This window comes from Mesorhizobium escarrei (assembly GCF_935825525.1).
GTDB classification, from domain to species: domain Bacteria; phylum Pseudomonadota; class Alphaproteobacteria; order Rhizobiales; family Rhizobiaceae; genus Mesorhizobium; species Mesorhizobium escarrei.
The window spans coordinates 65603-87890 of sequence record NZ_CAKXZT010000112.1 but is presented as its reverse complement, the minus strand read 5'-3'; the positions used below and the strand labels follow the sequence as shown (position 1 = coordinate 87890).

At 61.4% G+C, this 22288-nt stretch carries 18 protein-coding genes; 12 read left to right on the top strand and 6 right to left on the bottom strand.

Translation table 11 applies throughout. The features are described 5' to 3' along the window. The first annotated feature begins 2 nt into the window (after window positions 1-2). From NMG80_RS07570 to NMG80_RS07550, 5 genes are all read left to right on the top strand, one after another. The gene (locus NMG80_RS07570; protein WP_077376831.1) at window positions 3-800 is read left to right on the top strand and encodes an ABC transporter ATP-binding protein; all 798 of its coding nucleotides are present in this window, start codon (window positions 3-5) and stop codon (window positions 798-800) included. A gap of 5 nt (window positions 801-805) precedes the next feature. Then, complete coding sequence (gene nirB / locus NMG80_RS07565) at window positions 806-3256, top strand: nitrite reductase large subunit NirB (RefSeq protein WP_254017533.1); 2451 nt, start codon at window positions 806-808, stop codon at window positions 3254-3256. A gap of 5 nt (window positions 3257-3261) precedes the next feature. Next, window positions 3262-3591: a nitrite reductase small subunit NirD gene (nirD, locus tag NMG80_RS07560; protein WP_254017548.1), complete on the top strand. Its 330-nt coding sequence runs from the start codon at window positions 3262-3264 to the stop codon at window positions 3589-3591. 2 nt (window positions 3592-3593) lie between these two features. Further along, a complete protein-coding gene (locus tag NMG80_RS07555) occupies window positions 3594-6431 on the top strand; it encodes a nitrate reductase (RefSeq protein WP_254017532.1) in 2838 nt (945 codons plus the stop codon). Window positions 6432-6661: 230 nt separating this feature from the next. Then, window positions 6662-7147 (top strand): hypothetical protein, encoded by a 486-nt coding sequence (locus NMG80_RS07550; protein ID WP_254017531.1) that lies wholly within the window; start codon window positions 6662-6664, stop codon window positions 7145-7147. A 29-nt stretch (window positions 7148-7176) separates the two neighbouring features. On the opposite strand, the gene NMG80_RS07545 is transcribed toward NMG80_RS07550, so the two are convergent. Beyond that, complete coding sequence (locus NMG80_RS07545) at window positions 7177-8208, bottom strand: hydroxyacid dehydrogenase (protein WP_254017530.1); 1032 nt, start codon at window positions 8206-8208, stop codon at window positions 7177-7179. Window positions 8209-8470: 262 nt separating this feature from the next. On the opposite strand from NMG80_RS07545, the gene NMG80_RS07540 reads away from it, so the two are divergent. Continuing rightward, a complete protein-coding gene (locus tag NMG80_RS07540) occupies window positions 8471-9907 on the top strand; it encodes an aldehyde dehydrogenase family protein (protein ID WP_254017547.1) in 1437 nt (478 codons plus the stop codon). A 104-nt stretch (window positions 9908-10011) separates the two neighbouring features. On the opposite strand, the gene NMG80_RS07535 is transcribed toward NMG80_RS07540, so the two are convergent. Both NMG80_RS07535 and NMG80_RS07530 read right to left on the bottom strand, forming a co-directional pair. Further along, complete coding sequence (locus tag NMG80_RS07535; RefSeq protein ID WP_254017529.1) at window positions 10012-11355, bottom strand: glucoamylase family protein; 1344 nt, start codon at window positions 11353-11355, stop codon at window positions 10012-10014. Window positions 11356-11406: 51 nt separating this feature from the next. Further along, window positions 11407-12159: an SDR family NAD(P)-dependent oxidoreductase gene (locus NMG80_RS07530; RefSeq protein ID WP_254017528.1), complete on the bottom strand. Its 753-nt coding sequence runs from the start codon at window positions 12157-12159 to the stop codon at window positions 11407-11409. Window positions 12160-12477: 318 nt separating this feature from the next. Between NMG80_RS07530 and NMG80_RS07525 the strand changes: the two genes are divergently transcribed. Beyond that, window positions 12478-13740: an O-antigen ligase family protein gene (locus tag NMG80_RS07525; protein ID WP_254017546.1), complete on the top strand. Its 1263-nt coding sequence runs from the start codon at window positions 12478-12480 to the stop codon at window positions 13738-13740. Window positions 13741-13873: 133 nt separating this feature from the next. Here the strand turns inward: NMG80_RS07525 and NMG80_RS07520 are convergent, their stop codons facing one another. The 3 genes from NMG80_RS07520 to NMG80_RS07510 form a co-directional block, all read right to left on the bottom strand. Next, a complete protein-coding gene (locus NMG80_RS07520; RefSeq protein WP_254017527.1) occupies window positions 13874-14632 on the bottom strand; it encodes a class I SAM-dependent methyltransferase in 759 nt (252 codons plus the stop codon). A gap of 201 nt (window positions 14633-14833) precedes the next feature. After that, window positions 14834-16042 carry a polysaccharide biosynthesis/export family protein gene (locus NMG80_RS07515; protein WP_254017526.1) on the bottom strand — a complete coding sequence of 403 codons (1209 nt, stop codon included), beginning with the start codon at window positions 16040-16042 and terminating at the stop codon, window positions 14834-14836. 167 nt (window positions 16043-16209) lie between these two features. Beyond that, window positions 16210-16884, bottom strand: a complete 675-nt coding sequence (locus tag NMG80_RS07510) for a sugar transferase (protein ID WP_254017525.1) — start codon at window positions 16882-16884, stop codon at window positions 16210-16212. 516 nt (window positions 16885-17400) lie between these two features. On the opposite strand from NMG80_RS07510, the gene NMG80_RS07505 reads away from it, so the two are divergent. From NMG80_RS07505 to NMG80_RS07485, 5 genes are all read left to right on the top strand, one after another. After that, window positions 17401-17760: an exopolysaccharide production repressor protein gene (locus NMG80_RS07505; RefSeq protein WP_436798561.1), complete on the top strand. Its 360-nt coding sequence runs from the start codon at window positions 17401-17403 to the stop codon at window positions 17758-17760. A gap of 420 nt (window positions 17761-18180) precedes the next feature. Continuing rightward, a complete protein-coding gene (locus tag NMG80_RS07500) occupies window positions 18181-19194 on the top strand; it encodes a glycosyltransferase family 2 protein (protein ID WP_254017523.1) in 1014 nt (337 codons plus the stop codon). Between the two features lie 265 nt (window positions 19195-19459). After that, a complete protein-coding gene (locus NMG80_RS07495) occupies window positions 19460-19858 on the top strand; it encodes a hypothetical protein (protein ID WP_254017522.1) in 399 nt (132 codons plus the stop codon). A 145-nt stretch (window positions 19859-20003) separates the two neighbouring features. After that, the gene (gene exoK, locus NMG80_RS07490; RefSeq protein WP_436798563.1) at window positions 20004-20873 is read left to right on the top strand and encodes an endo-1,3-1,4-beta-glycanase ExoK; all 870 of its coding nucleotides are present in this window, start codon (window positions 20004-20006) and stop codon (window positions 20871-20873) included. Between the two features lie 61 nt (window positions 20874-20934). Continuing rightward, complete coding sequence (locus NMG80_RS07485; protein WP_254017521.1) at window positions 20935-22266, top strand: UDP-glucose dehydrogenase family protein; 1332 nt, start codon at window positions 20935-20937, stop codon at window positions 22264-22266. Window positions 22267-22288 lie beyond the last annotated feature (22 nt).

Here is a 22288-nt window from a genome sequence, read left to right as displayed (position 1 = left end):
CAATGACGGCCTATCTGAAACTCGACCATATCGACAAGTCCTTCGCCCGCGGCGGCCAGGTCAGCGAGGTGCTGAAAGACATCCGGCTGACCATCGACAAGGGCGAATTCGTCTCGATCATCGGCCATTCCGGCTGCGGCAAGTCGACCTTGCTCAACCTGATCGCCGGGCTGACGAAAGTGACCGCCGGAGCCGTCCTGCTCGAAAACAAGGAGGTCGACAGCCCCGGTCCTGAACGCGCCGTGGTGTTCCAGAACCACAGCCTGCTGCCATGGCTCACCGTCTACGAAAACATCAACCTGGCGGTGTCGAAGGTGTTCGGCCGCACCAGGAGCCGAGCCGAACGGCACGACTGGATCATGCGCAATCTCGACCTCGTGCAGATGGCGCATGCCAGGGACAAGCGGCCGGCCGAGATTTCGGGCGGCATGAAGCAGCGCGTCGGCATCGCCCGCGCGCTGGCCATGGAGCCTAAGATCCTGCTGCTCGACGAGCCCTTCGGTGCGCTCGACGCGCTGACGCGCGCGCATCTGCAGGACGCGGTGATGGATATCCATTCGAGGCTTGGCTCGACGACGATCATGATCACCCACGACGTCGACGAAGCGGTGCTGTTGTCCGACCGCATCGTGATGATGACCAACGGCCCGGCGGCGACCATCGGCGAGGTGCTTGCCGTGCCGCTGGCCCGGCCGCGCCGCCGCGTCGAGCTTTCCTCCGACCGGACCTTCCTGCGCTGCCGCGAGGCGGTGCTGAAGTTCCTCTACGAACGCCACCGCTTCGTCGAAGCCGCGGAGTAGCTCAAATGACCGAAAAACTCGTCATCATCGGCAACGGCATGGCGCCCGGGCGGATGCTGGAGCACCTTTTCGAACAGGTGCCCGGTCGCTACCAGGTCACCATCTTCAACGCCGAGCCGCGGGTCAATTACGACCGCATCATGCTGTCGCCGGTGCTGTCGGGTGAGAAGGCCTTCGAAGAGATCATCATCCATGGCGACGGCTGGTACATCGCCAACGGCATCACCCTCTACAAGGGCCACAAGATCGTCGCCATCGACCGGACGGCGAAGACGGTCACTTCCGACCACGGCGTCACCGAGTCTTATGACAAGCTCGTCATCGCCACCGGCTCGGTGCCGTTCATCATTCCGGTGCCCGGCCACGATCTGCCGGGCGTGCTCACCTATCGCGATCTCGACGACGTCCAGGCCATGCTGCTTGCCGCCCAGTCGCGAGCCAAGGCCGTGGTCATCGGCGGGGGTTTACTCGGGCTGGAGGCGGCAGCGGGCTTGAACTCGCAAGGCATGGACGTCACCGTGCTGCACGTCATGCCGACGCTGATGGAGCGTCAGCTTGATCCGGCCGCCGGCTATCTGCTGCAGCGAGCTGTCGAGCAACGCGGCATCAAGGTCATCACCAAGGCCAACACCCAGGCGATCACAGGCAAGGGCAAGGTCGAGCAGGTGGAACTCGCCGACGGAACCATCATCCCGGCGACGCTGGTCGTCATGGCGGTGGGCATCAGGCCGAATGCGGCGTTGGCGAAGGACGCCGGCATTGCCGTCAATCGCGGCATCGTCGTCGACTCTGGCATGCGCAGCAACGATCCCGATATCTACGCGCTCGGCGAATGCGCCGAGGTCAACGGACAGGTCTACGGGCTTGTCGCGCCGCTCTACGAGATGGCGCGCGTCGCAGCCAGCCAGCTTGCCGGCAACGAGGCGGCGGCTTTCGTCCATATGGATACGCCGACCAAGCTCAAGGTCACCGGCATCGAGCTGTTCTCGCTCGGCGACTTTGCCGAGGGCGAGGACCGCCAGGAGATCGTGCTGCGCGATGCCGCCGCCGGCGTCTACAAACGGCTGGTGCTCAGGGATGACCGCATCATCGGCACCGTGCTTTACGGCGAGACGGCGGACGGCGCCTGGTTCAACGACCTTAAGAAGAAGCAGACCGACATATCGGAAATGCGCGACACGCTTATCTTCGGCCAGTCATACCAGGGAGGCGCCTCCTTGGACCCTATGGCGGCCGTTGCAGCCTTGCCGAATGATGCGGAAATCTGCGGCTGCAACGGCGTTTGCAAGGGAAAGATCACTGGCGCGATCACGGCTAAAGGCCTGACCTCGCTCGACGACGTGCGCGCTCACACCAAGGCGTCCGCCTCCTGCGGCTCCTGCACCGGGCTGGTCGAAAAGCTGATGGTGCTTACCATCGGCGACAAATATAATCCGGCGGCGGTGCAACCGATGTGCGGCTGCACCACGCTCGGCCATGATGAGGTCCGCCGGCTGATCAAGGCCAAGGGCCTGAAGACCATTCCCGCCGTTATGCAGGAACTGGAATGGACCACCTCCTGCGGCTGCGCCAAATGCCGGCCGGCGCTCAATTATTATCTCGTCTGCGACTGGCCGGACGAGTATGCCGACGACTACCAGTCGCGCTTCATCAACGAGCGCGTCCACGCCAACATCCAGAAGGACGGCACCTATTCGGTGGTGCCGCGCATGTGGGGCGGCGTCACCAATGCGGCCGAACTGCGCGCCATTGCCGATGTCGTCGACAAATTCGAAATCCCAATGGTCAAGGTCACCGGTGGCCAGCGCATCGACATGCTCGGCATCCGCAAGGAGGATCTGCCGGCGGTGTGGGCCGATCTTGGTCAGGCCGGCTTCGTCTCCGGTCACGCCTATGCCAAGGGACTGCGCACGGTAAAGACCTGCGTCGGTTCGGACTGGTGCCGCTTCGGCACGCAGGATTCGACGGGGTTCGGCGTCCGCATCGAGAAATTCATGTGGGGCTCGTGGACGCCGGCCAAGGTCAAGATGGCGGTGTCGGGCTGCCCAAGGAACTGCGCTGAGGCAACCTGCAAGGATGTCGGCGTGGTCTGCGTCGATTCAGGCTACGAGATCCATTTCGCCGGGGCAGCCGGCCTCGACATCAAGGGCACCGAGGTGCTCGGCCTGGTCAAGACCGAGGACGAGGCACTGGAGCATATCGTGGCGCTGACGCAGATGTATCGCGAGCAGGGCCGCTATCTCGAGCGCATCTACAAATGGGCCAAGCGCATCGGCATCGCCGAGATCAAGCGCCAGATCATGGACGATGGCGAGAAGCGCAAGGCCTATTTCGACCGCTTCGTCTTTTCGCAGAGATTCGCGCAGGTCGACCCGTGGTCGGAACGCGTTTCCGGCAAGGACAAACACGAATTCCGGCCGATGGCTTCGGTCGGCTTCGCGCAGGCGGCGGAGTGATCATGATGAATTGGATTGCTGTCGGCACGCTCTCGGACATTCCGCGCCGCGGCGCGCGCTGCGTCGCCACGCCTCAAGGCAAGATCGCCGTCTTCCGCACGGCGGAGGACCAGGTCTTTGCCATCGAGGACCATTGCCCGCACAAGGGCGGACCGCTCTCGCAGGGGATCGTCCATGGCGCGGCGGTGACCTGTCCCCTGCACAATTGGGTGATCTCGCTGGAAACCGGCAAGGCGCTTGGCGCTGACGAAGGTGCGGTGCGCACCATTCCGGTGCGGATCGAGGGAGAGCGTCTATTCATTGCGCTGGAAGCGCTGGCCAGTCGCGCGGCTTGAGCATGAAGATCGACGAAGCGCGCGAGGTGAGGACCACCTGCCCCTATTGCGGGGTGGGCTGCGGCGTGCTGGCGAAGGTCGCCGCGAACGGTGAGGTAACCGTTCGCGGCGATCCTGAGCATCCGGCGAACTTCGGCCGGCTCTGTTCCAAGGGCTCGGCACTGGCCGAGACGATCGACCTCGACGGACGGCTGCTCTATCCGGAGATCCACGGTCGCCGCACCGACTGGGACGAAGCGCTCGATCTCGTCGCCTCGACCTTCTCGCGGACCATCGCCGAGCATGGTCCCGACGCGGTCGCCTTCTACGTCTCCGGTCAATTGCTGACCGAGGACTACTATGTCGCCAACAAGCTGATGAAAGGCTTCATCGGCTCGGCCAATATCGACACCAATTCGCGGCTGTGCATGGCCTCGTCGGTTGTCGGCCACCGCCGCGCCTTCGGCTCTGACACGGTGCCGGGCAGCTACGAGGATCTGGAACTCGCCGACCTGATCGTGCTGGTCGGCTCCAATCTCGCCTGGTGCCATCCGGTGCTTTACCAGCGCATTGCCGCTGCCCGGGAAAAACGGCCCGAGATGAAGGTGGTGCTGATCGACCCGCGCCGCACGATGACCGCCGATATCGCCGACATGCATCTGGCGATCGCGGCGGATGGCGACGTCGCGCTGTTCACAGGGCTGCTCGCCTATCTCGGCCAGCACAACGCGTTGGACCGCAACTACATCACGGCGCACACGACCGGCTTCGGGCAAGCCCTTTTTGCCGCTTCCGCGCTCGACATTGCCGGCATCGCCGCTGCCACGGGCCTCGGCGAGGATGAACTTGTCCGCTTCTACAGCCTGTTCGCCGCGACGGCGAATTCGGTGACCGTCTACAGCCAGGGCGTGAACCAGTCGTCCTCGGGCACCGACAAGGTCAACGCCATCATCAACTGTCATCTCGCCACCGGCCGCATCGGCAAGCCCGGCGCCGGACCGTTTTCGGTGACCGGCCAGCCCAACGCCATGGGCGGTCGCGAGGTCGGCGGCTTGGCCAACATGCTGGCCGCCCATATGGAGATCGAAAATCCCGAGCACCGCGACCGCGTGCAGCGGTTCTGGAGCGCACCGACCGTCGCCGAAAAGCCCGGCCTGAAGGCGGTCGAGATGTTTCAGGCGGTAGCCGATGGGCGCATCAAGGCGCTGTGGATCATGGCAACCAACCCGGTCGACTCGATGCCGGACGCCGATGCTGTCGAGGCGGCGATCAAGGCCTGCCCGTTTGTCGCGGTGTCGGACGTATTGGCCAAGACCGACACGGTCCGCCACGCCCACGTCCGGCTGCCCGCCGCCGCATGGGGCGAGAAGGACGGCTCGGTCACTAATTCGGAGCGCCGCATCTCGCGCCAGCGCGCCTTTTTGGCCACGCCCGGCGAGGCAAGGGCCGACTGGTGGATCGTCGCCGAAGTCGCCAGGCGGATGGGTTTTGGCGAAGCGTTTTCGCATGCGTTGCCAGCCGATGTCTTCGCCGAGCACGCCGCGCTGTCGGCATTCGAGAATGACGGCGCCCGCGATTTCGACATCGGTGCATATGCTGGGGTCGATGCGGAGACGTATGAGGAGTTGGCGCCATTCCAATGGCCAGCGCCGAGCCCAGGCACCCCCCTCTGGCCTGCCGGCCATCTCCCCCTCAAGGGGGGAGATCGGATGTCACCGTCGTTTTCGCCAATCGCCGACGTTGCAGAAAAGGCGCTCCAGCGGAAGCTGCCAATCTCCCCCCTTGAGGGGGAGATGGCCGGCAGGCCAGAGGGGGGTGTTCAAGCTGGACATAGCTCACCCAGCACCCGCTTTTTCGCCAACGGCAACTTCTACACACCCAATGGCAAAGCGCGCTTCATCCCGATCCGTCCAGTTCCGCAAACCCGCACGAACGAAAAATTCCCGCTTGTGCTCAACACCGGGCGGGTTCGCGACCACTGGCACACCATGACGCGAACCGGCAAGAGCCCGCGGCTGTCGCAGCACCTGGCCGAGCCGTTCGCCGAAATCCACCCGGCGGATGCGCAGCACTTCGGCATCGGCGACGCCGACATCGCCCGCGTCTCGAGCGCGCAGGGCGAGGTGCTGCTTCGTGCGCTGGTGACGGCGCGGCAGCGGCAAGGCTCGGTCTTCGTGCCGATGCATTGGACGGACCAGTTTTCCGCGCGAGCTCGCGTCGATGCGCTGGTGGCGCCCATCACCGATCCGATTTCAGGACAGCCGGCCTCGAAGAATGTTGCCGCTCGGGTGGAACGCTTCGCTGCCGTCGCGTTCGGCTTCGCGGTGCTTGCCGAACGGCCAGCCTCGATCGACGCCGACTATTGGAGCCTCGCCCGCTGCGCTGCCGGCTGGCGTCTCGAGCTTGCGCTGGAAGCCGACCGGGACTGGCCGGATTTCGCGGCTTCGCTTTTCGGGGCGGACGCGCCAGGCGAGACGCTCGCCTATCATGACGCTGCCGGCGGGCACTATCGCTTCGCCCGCTTTACCGGCAGCCGGCTGACTGGCGCGCTCTATCTTGCGCCCAAGCCGGTCGCGGTGTCGCGCAGCTGGGCGGTCGAGCAGTTGAGCGCGGACCATGCCGATCGGCGCGGGCGGCTGGCGATCGTGGCGGGGCGGCCGGGCGGCAACAGTGTCGATCGTGGTGCCGTTGTCTGCTCCTGTTTCGGGGTCGGCGCCAATCAGATCGCCGAAGCGGTGCGCGGAGGCTGCGTAAGCGTCGAAGCGATCGGCGCCACCTTGCATGCCGGCACCAATTGCGGCTCCTGCCGCGCCGAGATCAGGACCATCATCGAGGCGCGACGCCTTCACGCGGCGGAGTGAGGGCGTCTAAAGCGCGTCGCGTTTGACCGGCGTCATGCGACGCGCGTTAGGTTGTTGTTTTATGCATGTCGTTATCGCAAAACCGCTGCACACCCTCGGGTCAGGCCCGAAGGCATGCTTTTGCGCGACATGGATTAGAACTCTGTCACGCCGGGTCTCGGCGCTTACCAGCAATTTACAAACCGTGGGCTACCAAGGTCCTTATCCGATTCGTTCCGAGCAGGACCCTTATGAGCAAAGCCCTCACTTCATTCGCATTGGTGGCCATCTTGACGGCTTTGCTGATAGCTCTCAGCCTGGCAGTGGCCAGGCATGGCTATCCCTTTGGTGCGATCGGCGCAGAACGCCTGAACGACGTCGCCGATGCCGGGACGTTTATCCCGCTCGCGGCCGTGTACTTCTTCAGCGCGCTGCTGATGATGATCCTGCCGATCAGGGTCGCCGGCATCGTCCTGACACATGCTGCGGATGCGATCTTCTGGACAGTCATCGTGTTGTTCGCGGCCATCATTGGCGGCCTCGCCGCCAGATGGGCTTTTGATCGAAGCAATATCTTGCCGGCACTGCTGAATTGGCGGTTCCTGTTAGTCGCCGCCGTCATCGGCTGCCATCTCTTCATGAACGAGCTGCGCCGCAATATCCTGTTGAGAAGCCTGTTCTTTGTCGTCTTCGCTGCAGCGACGCTGGCCTGCCTGTTTTGGTCGTTCACCATCTGAGTATCCCGCGCAGGCGCTGGATTGACGGCTTAGTTCTTGTCGACCGGCTTCGAACGCATGCGCGAGACGGTCTCGCGTTCGGCCCGCTTCGACCGCATCGGCGGCAGGCCACGGTCGATCAAGTCCATGTCCTCCAGCACCATGTCGCCCATGCGCTTGAAAGCGATGTCGAGCGCGCCGGCCCGGTGGGCGGAGCGCAGGAAGCCGGGCAGCGTGCGGACAGGATGGTCTTGCGCCAGCGGCTCTTGCGGAAACACATCGCTGGCGGCGACAATGTGGCCGCTGCGAACTGCATCCATCAGCGCCGGAAAATCGACCACGCCGGCACGGCTGAGCAGGATGAAGGCGGCTCCTTTGCGCATCCTGGCAAAGGCCTCAGTGCCGAGAAAACCCTGGTTTTCGCTGGTCACCGAAGCGACGACGAAGACGAAATCGCTACTCGACAAAACCGTGTCGAGGGAAGCCGGCTCGACGCCGTTCTCGACCAGGATCGAGGGCGGCAGCCACGGATCGAAGACCTTGGTCCGCGTGCGAAAGCCCGACAGCAGCCGGTTGAGCGCACGGCCGAGATCGCCGAAGCCGATGATACCGACATCCGTGCCGGAGAGAAGCCGCGCCGCCTGGTTGCCCTCGCCGCCCCACAGCTCCTTGCCATGACGAAACGCAAGATCGGCGTCGACGATGTCGCGGGCGAGGTTGAGCGCCATGGCAAGACCGAGCTCGGCCACCGGCTCGGCAAATACCATGCCCGTGGTGACGACATGGATGCCGCGCGAAAACAGTGTTTCATACGGCATGTTGTTGATGAGGTTGCTCTCGACATTGAAGACACAGCGCAGCGTCGTCATTCTTTCCAGCGTCTCCGGCGCGATCGGCGGCTGGCCGACGATGTAGCGCGCCTCGGCGAGCACATCGTGTGGCAGGCCCGCGACGCCTTCAGGCGACGTTTCGACAATACGGTATCTGGCGCGGAATCTCGCCAGTGCCTCGGGCGTGAAAATCAGGTCGAGCGTGCGTGGCTCGGGCGCGCTGATCACCAGCGGCAACGCGCTGTCGGACATGGCAGCTTCCTCCTGGCGCGATCCGCGTCGCACCGCACTAGAATCATGGTTTACCACCTCGACACCCAAGCAGGCTTGCGCAGCTTCGCCTGCTGGGCTTTTGCTTGTCGCAGGTTTTTATCGGAAAACCATCGAACACTTTTCCGAAACCTGCTTAGCACATGCCTGTCGAGGAGCAGAACTTTGCCGCTGGCGGCCTTGCGGTGTGGCGGCCGGTGGTCCAGATAGACGGCAATCGAAGGACAAGGAAGACAGCGACATGATCCCGTTTCGAAAGAACCTCATCGATGGCGAGTGGGTGGGCGATGCCGACTCCCGCAACATCAACCCTTCCAATCTCGACGACGTGGTCGGCGAATATGCGTCGGGCGACGCCGAGCAGGCGCGGCAGGCCATCGCAGCGGCGAAAGCGGCATTTCCGGCGTGGTCTCGATCGGGCTTGCTGGCACGCCATGCGGTGCTGAGGAAGGCGTCGGACGAGATCACCGCGCGGAAAGATGAAATCGGCCGGGCGTTGGCCCGCGAGGAGGGCAAGACGCTGGTCGAGGGTATTGGCGAAACCGTGCGGGCCGCCCAGATCTTTGATTTCTTTGCTGGTGAGACGCTGCGCCTGTCGGGCCAGCTGGTTCCAAGCGTGCGGCCCGGCGTCGGTGTCGAGATCACACGCGAAGCAGTCGGCGTCGTCGGCATCATCACACCGTGGAATTTCCCGATCGCCATCCCGGCGTGGAAAATCGCTCCTGCCCTGGCCTACGGCAACACCATCGTCTTCAAGCCGGCCGAGCTGGTTCCGGAGAGCGCCTGGACCATTGTCGACATATTGCACCGTGCCGGCCTGCCTAAGGGTGTGCTCAATCTCGTCATGGGCAAGGGTTCGGTAGTCGGTCAGGCCATGCTCGACAGCCCTGACCTCAATGCCATCACCTTCACCGGCTCGGTCGGCACCGGCAAGCGCGTGGCTGCCGCCAGCGTCGAGCACATGCGCAAGTACCAGCTCGAAATGGGCGGCAAGAACCCGCTCGTCGTGCTCGACGATGCAGATCTTGCCATCGCCGTCGACTGCGCGATCAATGGCGCATATTTCTCTACCGGCCAGCGCTGCACGGCGTCGTCCCGCCTGGTCGTGACGGACGGCATCCATGACCGCTTCGTCGATGCGATGAAAGATCGCCTCGCCAAGCTGGTCGTCGGCGACGCTCTCGATGCGAAAACCCAGATCGGACCCGTCGTCGACCAGAGCCAGTTGAAACAGGACGAAGACTATATCGCCATTGGCCGCCAGGAAGGCGCCGATCTCGCCTTCGGCGGCGAGCGGCTCGATCGCGAAACCCGCGGCTTCTACCTGCAACCGGCGCTGTTCACGCAAGCCACCAACGCCATGCGCATTTCACGCGAGGAGATTTTCGGACCAGTCGCCAACGTCATCCGCGTCAAGGACTATGACGAGGCCCTGGCAGTAGCCAACGACACGCCGTTCGGGCTGACGTCGGGCATCTGCACCTCGAGCCTCAAGCACGCCACGCATTTCAAGCGCAACTCGGAGGCCGGCATGGTGATGGTCAATCTGCCGACGGCGGGCGTCGACTTCCACGTGCCTTTCGGCGGACGCAAGGGGTCGAGCTACGGCCCGCGCGAGCAAGGCCGCTACGCAGCGGAATTCTACACTACGGTAAAGACCGCCTACACGTTTGCCGGCTAGGTAAATCAAGCAGACGAAATCGAACGGCCCTCCCAGCAAGGGCGCGTTGCTGGGAAGGGCGAACGTCTTCGTGCCGAAACGACAGCGACCACTTGATGTAGCCGTCATTCAGCAGGGGTCTTGCGAGGAGGGCTCGCCGGCTGCGACAGCCAGCCGCCGCAGAACCCGGCCTTGCACAGGCCGCGACGGATATGCGGGCTCGACCGCATCAGGTCCCAGATCAGGCGCGAGCGGTGGTTTTCGATCATCAGCACGACGATGCCCTGGTCCAGTCCATAATGCGAATCTGATATCCAGCCGCTTGGCCCGAACTTCCGCCGGTTCGCCAGCGTCGGGTTGAAGCCGCTCGGCATCCTGAAACTGTCGACCACCTCAGGGTGGCGTTCTCTGAGGTGGCGCAGCGCCAGCAGGCAGATTTCAGGCGCGAAGGGCAGCGATGCGAGATACGACCACGGCGCGATCGTTCCGTCATCGGGGCCGAACGGTGCGCCGCGCGCCGCATAGCCGGCAAATTTGCGCGGTCGCCGCTCGATCTGCGCGCGAAAGTTGCCGGGTCCGTCACCCGCCGAAAGTCCCCAAAGTCCTTCGCCGTAGCCGTCATAGCCGGAGGGGTTGTGCCGCGCATAGTCCCGGTGAAGGTAGGTCGCGCGGCGGCTGTTTTCGAAATAGTCCGAGTTCTTGTCCCGCATGAACGCATCCCGGATGCCATCGAAGTCAATCCAGGCATGCGAGAATTGGTGCATGAACAGCGGGCCGCCATAGAGCACGTCGTAGCCGTAGATGTTTTCCCACTGATATGTAGCCGTCCAGCCGGCATAGCTGTCGTCCGAGGCTGGCTTGTCGGGGGCGGCCATTGCCAGGACGTAAAGGATCGTCGCTTCGTTGTAGCCTTCCCAGCCATAACGCAGAAAACCGCTCTTCGGCTTCCAGCCCTGTCGCAAGGTCGGTCTGCTGCCTTGCATCCATCGCCAGTCGACGCGCCGGTAGAGCATTTCCGCCAGCTCGCGGATTTCGGTTTCGTCGTCAGTGTCGCCTGTGAAATAGGCGCCAGCCGCGAGCACGCCGGCCATCAGCAGCGCCGTGTCAACCACCGACAACTCGCATCGCCAGGCGCGCAGGCCGGTCCGCATGTCGAGGAAATGGTAGTAAAAGCCTTTGTGGCCGGTGACGTCGTCGCCATCGCCTTGCCGGCTGTTCCAGAAGAAGCGCAGTGCGGCAAGCGTCAGCTTCACGGCTGCGTCTCGCGTTATCCAGCCGCGCTCGACCCCGACCGGATAGCAGGACAGGGCGAAGCCGACGACCGCGATGCTTGCCGGCCAATTTGGCCGCGACGTGTCGGCAACCAGTCCGTTTTCCGGATTCACTGTTTCCAGAAAATAGCCGAAGGCGGCGCGCTGGAAGCGGTCGAGGAGTTCTTCGTCGGACAGTGGAGGTTCGACCCTACGCAAACGACGGGAACTCCAGTCTGGCGTCCGTGGTTGCAAATCGTTCCAGTTGCTTCAATAAGTCGCCCGGCCGCCGGAAATGTCGAAAACGGCAGCCGTCGTAAAGGAACATTCCTCGGAAGCGATCCACGAGATCAGCGCCGCCACCTCCTCGACCTCGCCGAACCGCGCCATCGGTATCTTCGACAGCATGAAATCGATGTGCTGCTGGCTCATCTGCTGGAAGATCGCGGTGCGCACCGCCGCCGGCGTGACGCAGTTCACCGTCACCTTGGTCTTGGCCAGTTCCTTGCCCAGCGACTTGGTCAGGCCGATCACCGCCGCCTTGGAAGTGCTGTAGGCAGAGGCATTCTGGTTTCCCTCCTTGCCGGCGATGGAAGCGATGTTGACGATCCTGCCGTAATTGCGCTCGAGCATGTGCGGAACCAGTGCCTTGTTGCAGTAGAAGACGCCGTTAATGTTGATGTCGATGACCCGGCGCCAGTCCTCCACCGAATAGTCCCAGGTCGTCATATTCGGTCCGGTGATGGCCGCACTGGTGACCAGGATATCGACCGCGCCAAGGGCTTCGATCGTCTGCCGGGCGGCCTGTGCGACCGCTACGGGATCGGCGACGTCGACAGTCACGCCGTCCAAGTCGGCAATGACAGCCTTCGCCTGCTCGATCTGGGTGGAGTCGCGATCCCAGACGCAGACGCGCCCGCCCTCTTCAACGATTCTTTGCGCGACGGCCAGGCCAATTCCCGACGCGCCGCCGGTGATCACGGCCGACCGCCCGCCAAACCGTCCCGCAAAACTCATCGTCATGTGCTCGTCCTCCCAGTCGGCGGCGAATGTGAGGTCAACGGCGGAGAAAGAAAAGCAAAAACAGTTCCCGCGCTACGGTGATGCTTCTTGACTGTGCCGACGGGATGCCAAGCCAGAAGCCGGCCGCGATGCTCGGTTCTTGCCGCACGGCCTGTCGTGGTATTTTACCGCCCTTCCGGGACGCCCTTGGCTGTTTTCGCCTCATTTGGGTGACAGGCTGTGGGGGATGGCTTATATTGCACTGCACAATGGAAGCGTTGGCGCATGGCGCCGCGGCAGATCGGCATTGAACTGCATGGACGGGAATTCGTTACCGAGATGAAGATTCCAAAATCTCTGTTGATCGACCCCGAGAAGAACACGGTCTACGGTAGCTTTGCTGTTGCCATCTCCATTTGGGCGTTCTCCTACTCCTCGGTTTTTGGCCCGGTTCTGATCCTGGCCTATTATGCGGTCTGGCTTCCCCTGATCATGGTAGATTACCGGCGGCTGTTGCGACATGCCTCCGGTGCGTGGCTGCCGCTGGCGTTTGCAATCTACGTCTGCCTCTCGGTGTTCTGGTCGGATGCCCCCGGCATCACGTTGCGAACGGCAATCCAGTATTGCTCCCATATCGCCTGCGCCTACATCGCCGCGCGCACCGTCAGCGTCCGGACGTTGACGATAGGCTCGCTGATCGGGATTTTTCTCGTGCTGCTCTATTCGCTCAGCGTCGGGAGTTATTCCTATGATGTCCTCGACGGGACGTATAATTTCGTCGGCGCTTTCAGCTCCAAGAACCAGCTCGGCTTTGTCGCCTCCCTTGGCATCTATTTTTGCGTTGTCTTCCTGGCCCTTCTCAGGCGCGGCCGGATAAGCTTTATCCTGACGGCGCCCATCTTCGTCCTATCGGCCTATCTTCTGATCATGGCGCATTCCGCCACCTCGACGGCTTCGATACCGGCAGTTCTCGCCCTGGTGGTTCTGCTTGCCGTGGCCAAAAAGCTTCCACTCCGCTACCGACGGGTGATTTTCCTGGTCGGCGCATCCGGGCTGGTCGTGGTCACCGGGGTTGCCTTTGCAGGACTTCTGGATTTCGTCCTTGGCGCCTTCGGAAAGGATTCCACGCTCACCGGACGGACCTATCTCTGGGAGCAGGGCTGGGAAGCGGCGCAGCAAGCGCCGATCTTCGGCGTCGGCTACGCGGCCTATTGGGTGCAGGGGTTCGCCGAGGCCGAGCGGCTTTGGAACGAGTTCTACATCACGACCCGAAGCGGCTTCCACTTCCACAACACCTATATCGAAGCCCTCGTCGAGCTAGGTTATGTCGGGGCGACGCTGATTTCGCTGATCATCCTGCGCACGCTATGGGGCCATATATCGGCCCTGATATTCAGGGCGTGGCAAGCCGAGTCGGTGATTCTTGGCGGCGTGATGGTGCTTCTGTTGATCCGGTCCTTCGTTGAGATCGACACCTTCAACCCCTACATCATGGGCTCCTTCCTCCTGTATTACAGCTACTTCAAGCTGGTCAGGGTGCATGTCGCCCGTCCCCGATGGACCGCGGCCGACCTCGCGGAGCCAGAAACCGCAGGGCGCTAAGCAAAGGGCTAAAATATTACCCTGATTTGGTGGCGCGCACAAAAACGCCGCCTGATAGCGCTAAGCCCAAGCAATCATCTCATCTCACAGGCAGCAGGCGAGCCTCGCCCGAGTTGGGTTTGCTGCCTATTGATCAGGCCCTAAGGGTCAGGAGCGCATACCATGCGAACCGCTTCACAAAGGGAAGCGTCAAAACTACTGAATCGACAGCTTTGCCAACTGTGTAGACGGTCTCCGAGAGGGTTCGCGGCATCAGCGCGCTTCCTACGGAGCACAGGCCGAAATAGTCCACCTGGACGTTGCTGAAGTAGCGGCGGGCCAAAGCGAAGTCCGAAATTAGCAAGGGATGTTCATCAGCGGTGCGGATGAGGGGTGTCCGCTTTCTGAAGGCATTCAGGAGAGGATTGTGTCCCATCGGCTCGTAGAAGGACGCCACGCCGTTCGGCCTCAGGACACGGACCACATCGGAAAAACACCGGTCCAGATCCAGGTGATGGATGATCCCGCGTCCATACACCAGGTCGAACTTGTTGTCCTCGAACGACATGGCTTCCGCATTCATCGCCAGGAATGTAGCGTTCGTGCTTCCAAGCGCGCTCGCCCGTTCGTTCGCCTTGTTTACTGCTACATCCGAAATATCGATCCCCGTCAGAGATCGGCAAAGATCGGGCAGGTGCAGGGAGTGCAGGGACCACCCGCCATCGGAGCAACCGTACTCGAGCACGTCTGCGTTTTTCGAAAGCCGTTTTATCTGCTCGTCTTGACGTTCAGCGCCGTGGCGAATTGTTCGATACCACTTGTCCAGGCTTCCTCTTGGATCCTCCTCCTGACTAAATCTGAGATTGTGAAATTCTCTTTCTCGACTGACGATTTCGTCCCTTTCACTGTGCATTACGAAGTCCTCCACGGATTTAAGTCGCAACTAAAGCACAACATCTCCTGCGCTGTAATTACTCACGTCCCGACTTGGCGGTAGGCTGGCTTGTCGGGCAGCGAGCACAGTGTCGACGAGTTCAAGGTCGAACTCGTCCGGGTCGAACTCCTTGCAGATCGAATCTGTATGGCGCGGTCGGATCGGCCGATCGCTCCATGCCTACTGGCTTGCCATTGGCACCAGCTTCACCTTGATCACGTCCCCGGGCAGCACGGGCGTATCTTCGCTGGCAGCGATTTCGCTCGTCTTGCCGTCGACAACCCGAACCAGGCCAAACGACATCGCTGGCTCTTCGCCGTCCCGATAGCGTTGTAGCGCCGGGTTTCCCGACATGGCTTCGGCCATCAGGCCGGTGTGCATGTTCATCTTGAGCATTGTTTCGCTGAGATCGGCTTCTGCCTGTTGCCGGCCGGTGGCGAGATCCGCACTCTGGGTGTTCTCCAGGTCGATGGCGTCCTGGTTGGCCTTGCTGATCGACTGCCGGGCGGTGAGGATGGCCGTTTCGTAATCCAGGATCTGTCCTTCCAGGTCGGCGATCGTTTGCTGCGAATTCAGAACCCGAGTGTTGACGACAAGGCCTTTTTGCGCAAGCGAACCGATGCCGCTGAGCTGTTCCTTTGCCAGGTCGACCTGCCGCTGCTGGTTGACAATCTTTTTCTGCAGCGATTCGATCTCGCTCTGCAGCAGCTTCTTCAAATCGTCGAGCGCCTGAAGGCGCAGTTTGAGATTCTTTTGATCGGCCGTCAGGATCGCCATCTCGTCGGCAACGATGCTTGCCAGCTTCGGATCCTCGGTCAGCTCTTTCGGCACGTCGAATGTCGGCTTGTCGGCGATCTGTGCTTCGATGCGCGCGCGCCGAACGATCAGTCGGACCCGTTGGTCCTGGAGAACGTCAAACTCGCCCTTGGCGTTGATCATGTCGCGGTCGTACCGCTGTCCTTCGGGGGCCCGCCGGACGCCACCGGCGATGCTCATAGCCCTAAGGACGGTCAGGCCGGGCACGTAAGGATACTGGCCGGGCGTCTCGACCTCCCCGGAAATGTAGAAAGGCCTGTACTGCGCCATTTCGACGGAGGCTTCCGGCCGGTCCGTCAGAGCGAGCTTGCGCTGGAGCGCCTGGCCGATCGCTGCCGCGATCTCGGATGTGGTCTTGCCGGAGGCCGGCATTTCGCCGACGAACGGTACGGACAATGTTCCGGACGGGCCGACCGTGTATTCTCCGTTGACGGCCGTCCAGTCGCGGAACGTGCCTTCAACGGTCTGCCATTCGGCCACGCGGATGGTCAGCCTGTCCTGCGATCCAAGCCGGTACTCGTCGGCCGCGGCGAGTTGCGGAACGGCGAGCGCCAGCACGAGGCAAGTGGTCATAAGTCGCATCCGTCGCATGCGATTGCCAACCGTGCCGGCCCAGGAGATTTCGAAGATGTCTGTTTTCAACTGTACGTTTTCCGATTCGCTTTAGCCCGATGAAGCTTGCTGCAGAATGCTTGGGGCCTGGACAGTCACGCCTCCGCACAAAACCGGCTCCCGGCCGGTCAATAGCAGCCCCGCGACATCCAGACGGCAGGCACGGTCTTGATGATGATGCGAATGTCCTCGAACAGCGACCAGTTCTCGACATAGTGGCGATCGAATGCGACGCGGCTGTCATAGGAAACGTCATTGCGGCCGCTGACCTGCCAGAGCCCGGTCAGGCCAGGGCGCGATTTCAGGTAATAGACGGCCGAACTGCCATAGATTTCGAGCTCGTCGCGCACCACCGGGCGAGGACCGACAAGGCTCATGTCACCCTGAAGGATGTTGATGATCTGCGGCAGTTCATCGAGGCTGAGCTTCCTCAGCACGGCCCCGACGCGCGTGACGCGTGGATCGTTCTTGAGCTTGCGGGTGGCTACCCATTCGGCGTTGGCTTCCGGATTGGCGGCAAGATATGCCGCCAGCACCTGTTCGCCATTCTGAACCATAGTGCGGAACTTGAGGCACGGGAAAATCCGTCCTCCCCGACCGATCCGGCTGTGACCGTAGAAAATCGGCCCGCCGTCGGAAAACTTGACAAGCAGCGCGACCATCACAAACAGCGGACTGAGAGCAACCAGGCCAATCAGTGAACCGGCGATATCGAAGCTGCGTTTAAGCAGGCCGCCGATCGGTGGAAAGTCGATACCGGCCTGCGGAAAATCCGCGTCGGCCGGCTTGGCTACGTCCCTCATGCGTAAACTCCATACGTTGAACGGATGGTTTGCCGCACGATACCAAAAAAATGCTGCATCGCAACACACAATTCCTTGAGCGCCTGAAATAATCGCGTCATGAATTGACTAAATAATAACCCGATCCTGCGCAAATTTTGGCCTTTTGTGGCGAGTTCGTGACAAAGTTTGGGCAACCTTGAAAAATCTAGTGCCTTTTTGAGGCTGATTTTGGGCGTATCGCTCTCGTGCCAGGCGGCTGAGAATTATCCTGCTGTATCCTTGTAAAAATATAGAGCGCTTTTAGAGTAAAATACTGATTAATGTTATGATCCTTACTGAGGTGAGTCGATACCGGGTGGTTGGTTGTGATACCGGGTGTGCATCGCAACATGGCAGAGTCGATGCCCCGAGCTTATACAAAATAATTTGCGGCTGGCCTTGCCCGCTATTGCACACCTTAATAGAGTTGCAAATTGTTTCTGTCAGAGTATGGACAGCGTAGGAAGGCCGGAAGCAACCGGCCAAAAAAAGCGAGTGGCCTCAACGAGCTCGCATGGCGAAGGGAGGCTCGGGGTGGGTCAATCATCGATTTTGCCCGAGCAGGTTGACGGGCTATCGGGTATGTCGCTACCAAAATTCATTGTTGGCATGCTTTTCGCGCTGGCGATCGTGGTCGCCTGGTCTTATCTCGACGGCGCTTCGCTAGGCACAACGCTTTTTCGCGCCATAGCCTGCGCCATTGTCATTCAACTGGGCTACTTCCTGCTGGTTTTCGTCATGATTGCCAGGAATACCCCGACATCGGCTGATAAGATTCGCGATGCCGAACGAAAGCTGAGTTCGACCGAAGCGGCCGATGGCGAGAAGTTCAGTGCCAGGAGAAGCCTCCACTGACCTGACGGCAGGTGCGTCGGCCGGGTCCCGGCGGACTGCTCGCCCGATAGCATCCTGGGCAACCGACTTGCGGATTTCCCCTTCAGCCTCGGATCCTCTGACTCGGCCACCACTGCCTAAACTCTGTCGATCGACCTGGTGATCAGCTTCGAGTGCGCTGACGCCCCATCCAGAATGGGCAGGGACGGTGTGCGAAGCGGCCCGCCTATCCGCTGGCATTTCACCGCCCATCGATTTGCGACACCGAAAGGAAAGACTGGACGGAGCGAATGATTTTAACGATGCTTTGCTTCGCATTGCAGCATAAGCGCCGGCTGATGTTTTTCGTACAGCCGAACAGTCAGTGAGAACGAGAGCTGCGTTGGACATCAAAGGGGGGCAGGAAATTCGGAGCTACCTGTGCAGTCGAGAGGCGAATTGATGACAGAGCCGGAAGTCTGCGTGATCATCGCCGCCCGCAATGCGGCGCGGACAATTCCGGTTGCCGTCGCATCGGCCTTGCGCGAGCCGGCGGTGGCCGAAGTCGTCGTCGTCGATGATGCCTCCACTGACCATACCGCGAAAGTCGCTCGGGCGGCCGACGATGGCAGCGGCAGGCTTTCCGTCATCCGGCTCGACGTCAACGGCGGTCCTTCCTTCGCCCGCAATGCCGCGATCGCCAGTTCCAAATCGCCGTTCATCAGCATTCTGGACGCCGACGATTTTTTTCTCGAGGGCAGATTTCGCGAGTTGTTCGCCAGCGCCGATTGGGATTTCGCTGCCGACAACATCATGATGATCAGGGACGATGCGGCGACCGACGTTTCGAAAATCACCGCTCCGCGGTTTTCGGCCGATCCGGAATTTCTCGATTTCGAGCGCTTCATCGAAGGCAACATCTCCAGTCGTCGTGTGCGGAGAGGTGAGCTGGGTTTCCTCAAACCGGTGATCAGCCGCGCTTTTCTTGACCGGCATGGGCTGCGCTATGACGAAAACCTGCGGCTGGGCGAAGACTATGAACTCTACGCGCGCGCGGTCGCTTGCGGGGCGCGCTTCAAGGTCATCAGGTCCTGCGGCTACGGCGCGATTGTTCGCGCGGATTCGCTGAGCGGGCAGCACAAGACGCAGGATCTCAAGCGTCTGGCCGACGCGGATCTGGCGCTGCTGGCGATCGACAGTTTGCCGGAAGGCTCCAAAGCCGTGCTCAGAAGGCACGAACGGCAGGTGCGTGACAAATATCGGTTGCGAAAATTCCTTGACGTGAAGAACGACAAAGGGCTGACGGCGGCTGCGGCCTACGCCCTGGCCAGCCAATCCAATCTCATCCCCATCGTTCGCGGCGTGACCGCCGACAAGCTGGATGCGCTGTTTCGCCGCGCCGGCTTTGGCTCGAAACAGCCTGTGCCGCCGCGGCGCTTTCTCATGGCCGCAACCAGCCCGGCCGGCGAGAGTTGAGCTGGTCCGCAACCCGCGCCATGCCGATCATGTCAACAGGTCCTTACCCTGCCTCAAAGCGATGCGAATTTCCGATTCGCCGCCCTAGGTGGTTGCCTACTCGCTTTGGGGATGGCATGTATGTTGCGGTGCAGCAATTTTGACTGGCTGTTTGAATCGGCCGAAAATGTCCGCCTGTCAGAGGAGCTGGACGATGCGACAAGAATTTTTTTGGCCGGCCGGGCACAGGGATAGCTTAGGCCGGCTATGACAGGAAACTGAGCGCATGGCCTCGATATTTGGCTTCAGATCAAGGGATCCGGCTCGAGACAGACAGACCGATGTCTCGCGCCTTGACCGCCTGGCAAAGCTGCTTGACCAGATCGCAGCCGAGATCGAGGCGGAGAAGAACGGGCTTGAGAATCGCTACCGGACAAAGGCCACCAACGCTGCCTTCCTGGTCGAGGCGATGGAAAATGGCGCGGCCTCCTCCAGCAGATCCTCCGAGGTCAGCGAACTGACGAAGTCGATCCTGAATTACGAGCGGCGCATCGCGGCGCTCGCCCGCCAGTACGAATTGATGAAGGGTCTCCGTCATTCGCTGGATGCTATCTTCGACGAAAGCGCCCAGCGTAGCTCGACCACCAACGCCGATTTCGCCAACCCGGCCGCCGGCACGGGGTGAAATTTCAAGATCCTGGGTGGCGCCACTGGGCAAGAAGCAGGCAACCGGGGAAGCTACCGGCAGAAGGTCAAGATCAGCTCGTTTCGTCATGGTTTTGAACATCGACTTTGGGTTGGGGGGGCGCACAGCACAAGGTGAGTTTGGTATGAACGCGGATTCGATAAGCACGTCCACCCCAGAAACCGGCGACCGGCCGTTCACGCACTTGATGAGGCAAGGGAAACTGAGGCAGCTATGTTCGGGCGGCGCGTTTCTGCTGGTCGCACTCGGCAGCCTGGTTGCGGGCCCGACCCCTTCCCGTTCGCAGGACATCCCGACTGCGCCGTCGTTCGTCGATGATTTCACCAGCTTCGACCGAGCGCGTTGGTACATTGCCGACGGCTGGGCGAACGGCAAGTATCAGAACTGCATCTGGTCCAAAAGACAGGTCAAGCTTTCCAATGGCATGCTGACGCTCGGTTTCGAAAAGCAGAAGGTGAAGGCTCGCGACTTTGCCTGCGGCGAGATCCAATCCAAGCAGCGCTTCGGCTATGGCACCTACGAGGCGCGGATGAAAACCGATTCGGGCTCTGGCATCAACGCCTCCTTCTTCACCTATATCGGCCCCACCGATAAGCAGCCGTGGGATGAAATCGACTTCGAGGTGCTGACCAAGGACACCTCCAAAGTGCAGATCAATGCCTACATCGCCGGCAAGGGCAATAACGAGAAAGTGGTGGATGTAGCTGGCGGCACCGACAAGGCTTTTAACGATTACGCCTTCGTCTGGGAAAAGGACCGGCTGCGCTGGTACGTCAATGGCGAGCTGGTGAACACGATCACCGATCCGGCAAAGCTGCCCACCCATGCGCAAAAGATATTCTTTAGCCTCTGGGGCAGCGACACGATGAACGAATGGCTGGGGCCGTTTTCGGATCCGGGTCGCAAGCTTGCCCTGCAAGTGGATCGCGTCGCATTCACGGCGCTCGGCCAGCCATGCCAGTTTCCGGAATCGCTGGCATGCAGCATAAAGTAACGACTAATCTGAACCGGCCGGACCGAAAGCGCTCCGAAGTCTTCAACAGGAATGAAATCACATGAATTTGACGGTCTTTGGGATTGGCTATGTCGGTCTGGTGCAGGCGGCGGTGCTTGCCGAAGTCGGCCATCAGGTCGTATGCGTCGACATCGACGTTAAAAAGGTGGAGCGGCTCAATCAGGGCCTCATCCCGATTTTCGAGCCCGGGCTCGAAAACCTCGTCAAGGAGAACCATGCGGCCGGCCGCATCAAGTTCACCACCGACGCCGCGGCCGCCGTCAAGCATGGCCAGATCCAGATGATCGCTGTCGGCACGCCTCCGGGCGAGGATGGTTCGGCCGACCTCAAATATGTGCTGGCCGTTGCCGAGGCCATCGGCCGGGAGATGGCCGCGCCCAAGATCGTCGTCGGCAAGTCGACCGTGCCGGTCGGCACCTGCGAAAAGATAAAGGCCAAGATCGCCGCGACGCTGAAGGCGCGGGGCCGCGAGGATCTGACTTTCGACGTCGCCTCCAATCCGGAATTCCTCAAGGAAGGCTCCGCGGTGGCCGACTGCATGAAGCCCGACCGCATTATCGTCGGCACCGGCAGCGAAGACACCGAGGCGGTGATGCGTGAGCTTTACGCTCCATTCAACCGCAACCACGAGAAGATGATCGTGATGGATGTGCGCAGCGCCGAGTTCACCAAATACGCGGCCAATTGCATGCTGGCGACCAAGATCAGCTTCATGAACGAAATGGCCAATCTGGCCGAGGAACTCGGCGCCGACATCGAGGAGGTCCGCAAGGGCATCGGCAGCGATCCGCGCATCGGCTACCATTTCATCTATCCGGGCCTCGGTTATGGCGGCTCGTGCTTCCCCAAGGATGTGCGAGCCCTGATCAAAACCGCCGAAGGCGTCAAATTCGATGCCAAGCTGCTGCGCGCCGTCGAAGAACGCAACAACGAGCAGAAGTCGGTCCTGTTTGATAAGGTGAACCGCTATTTCAAGGGCAATCTGAAGGGCAAGACTTTTGCGCTGTGGGGCCTGGCTTTCAAGCCCAATACCGACGACATGCGCGAGGCGCCGGCTCGGGTCTTGATGGAAGCGCTCTGGAAGGCCGGTGCCAAGGTGCAGGCTTACGACCCCGAGGCGATGCAGGAGTGCCAGGCCATCTACGGACTGCGCGAGGATCTGCTCTTGTGCGGGACCAAGGAGGCAGCGATGCGTGGCGCCGATGCGCTCATGATCGCCACCGAGTGGAAGAACTTCCAGGCACCTTCGTTCGACGCGATCAAGGATGCGCTGTCCACGCCGATCATCTTCGACGGCCGAAACCTCTACGATCCCAAGGTCATCACTCGCTACGGCATCGAATATCACTCGATCGGCAGGATGGCGGCGTGAGATCACGCGGGAAAGGCCGGTG

What these genes read in the sequence shown, in the direction of transcription:
- NMG80_RS07570 (WP_077376831.1), top strand. Translation starts at nt 3, where the DNA reads ATGACGGCCTATCTGAAACTCGACCATATCGACAAGTCCTTCGCCCGC.
- nirB (WP_254017533.1), top strand. Translation starts at nt 806, where the DNA reads ATGACCGAAAAACTCGTCATCATCGGCAACGGCATGGCGCCCGGGCGG.
- nirD (WP_254017548.1), top strand. Translation starts at nt 3,262, where the DNA reads ATGAATTGGATTGCTGTCGGCACGCTCTCGGACATTCCGCGCCGCGGC.
- NMG80_RS07555 (WP_254017532.1), top strand. Translation starts at nt 3,594, where the DNA reads ATGAAGATCGACGAAGCGCGCGAGGTGAGGACCACCTGCCCCTATTGC.
- NMG80_RS07550 (WP_254017531.1), top strand. Translation starts at nt 6,662, where the DNA reads ATGAGCAAAGCCCTCACTTCATTCGCATTGGTGGCCATCTTGACGGCT.
- NMG80_RS07545 (WP_254017530.1), bottom strand. Translation starts at nt 8,208, where the DNA reads ATGTCCGACAGCGCGTTGCCGCTGGTGATCAGCGCGCCCGAGCCACGC.
- NMG80_RS07530 (WP_254017528.1), bottom strand. Translation starts at nt 12,159, where the DNA reads ATGACGATGAGTTTTGCGGGACGGTTTGGCGGGCGGTCGGCCGTGATC.
- NMG80_RS07525 (WP_254017546.1), top strand. Translation starts at nt 12,478, where the DNA reads ATGAAGATTCCAAAATCTCTGTTGATCGACCCCGAGAAGAACACGGTC.
- NMG80_RS07520 (WP_254017527.1), bottom strand. Translation starts at nt 14,632, where the DNA reads ATGCACAGTGAAAGGGACGAAATCGTCAGTCGAGAAAGAGAATTTCAC.
- NMG80_RS07515 (WP_254017526.1), bottom strand. Translation starts at nt 16,042, where the DNA reads ATGACCACTTGCCTCGTGCTGGCGCTCGCCGTTCCGCAACTCGCCGCG.
- NMG80_RS07510 (WP_254017525.1), bottom strand. Translation starts at nt 16,884, where the DNA reads ATGAGGGACGTAGCCAAGCCGGCCGACGCGGATTTTCCGCAGGCCGGT.
- NMG80_RS07500 (WP_254017523.1), top strand. Translation starts at nt 18,181, where the DNA reads ATGACAGAGCCGGAAGTCTGCGTGATCATCGCCGCCCGCAATGCGGCG.
- NMG80_RS07495 (WP_254017522.1), top strand. Translation starts at nt 19,460, where the DNA reads ATGGCCTCGATATTTGGCTTCAGATCAAGGGATCCGGCTCGAGACAGA.
- exoK (WP_436798563.1), top strand. Translation starts at nt 20,004, where the DNA reads ATGAACGCGGATTCGATAAGCACGTCCACCCCAGAAACCGGCGACCGG.
- NMG80_RS07485 (WP_254017521.1), top strand. Translation starts at nt 20,935, where the DNA reads ATGAATTTGACGGTCTTTGGGATTGGCTATGTCGGTCTGGTGCAGGCG.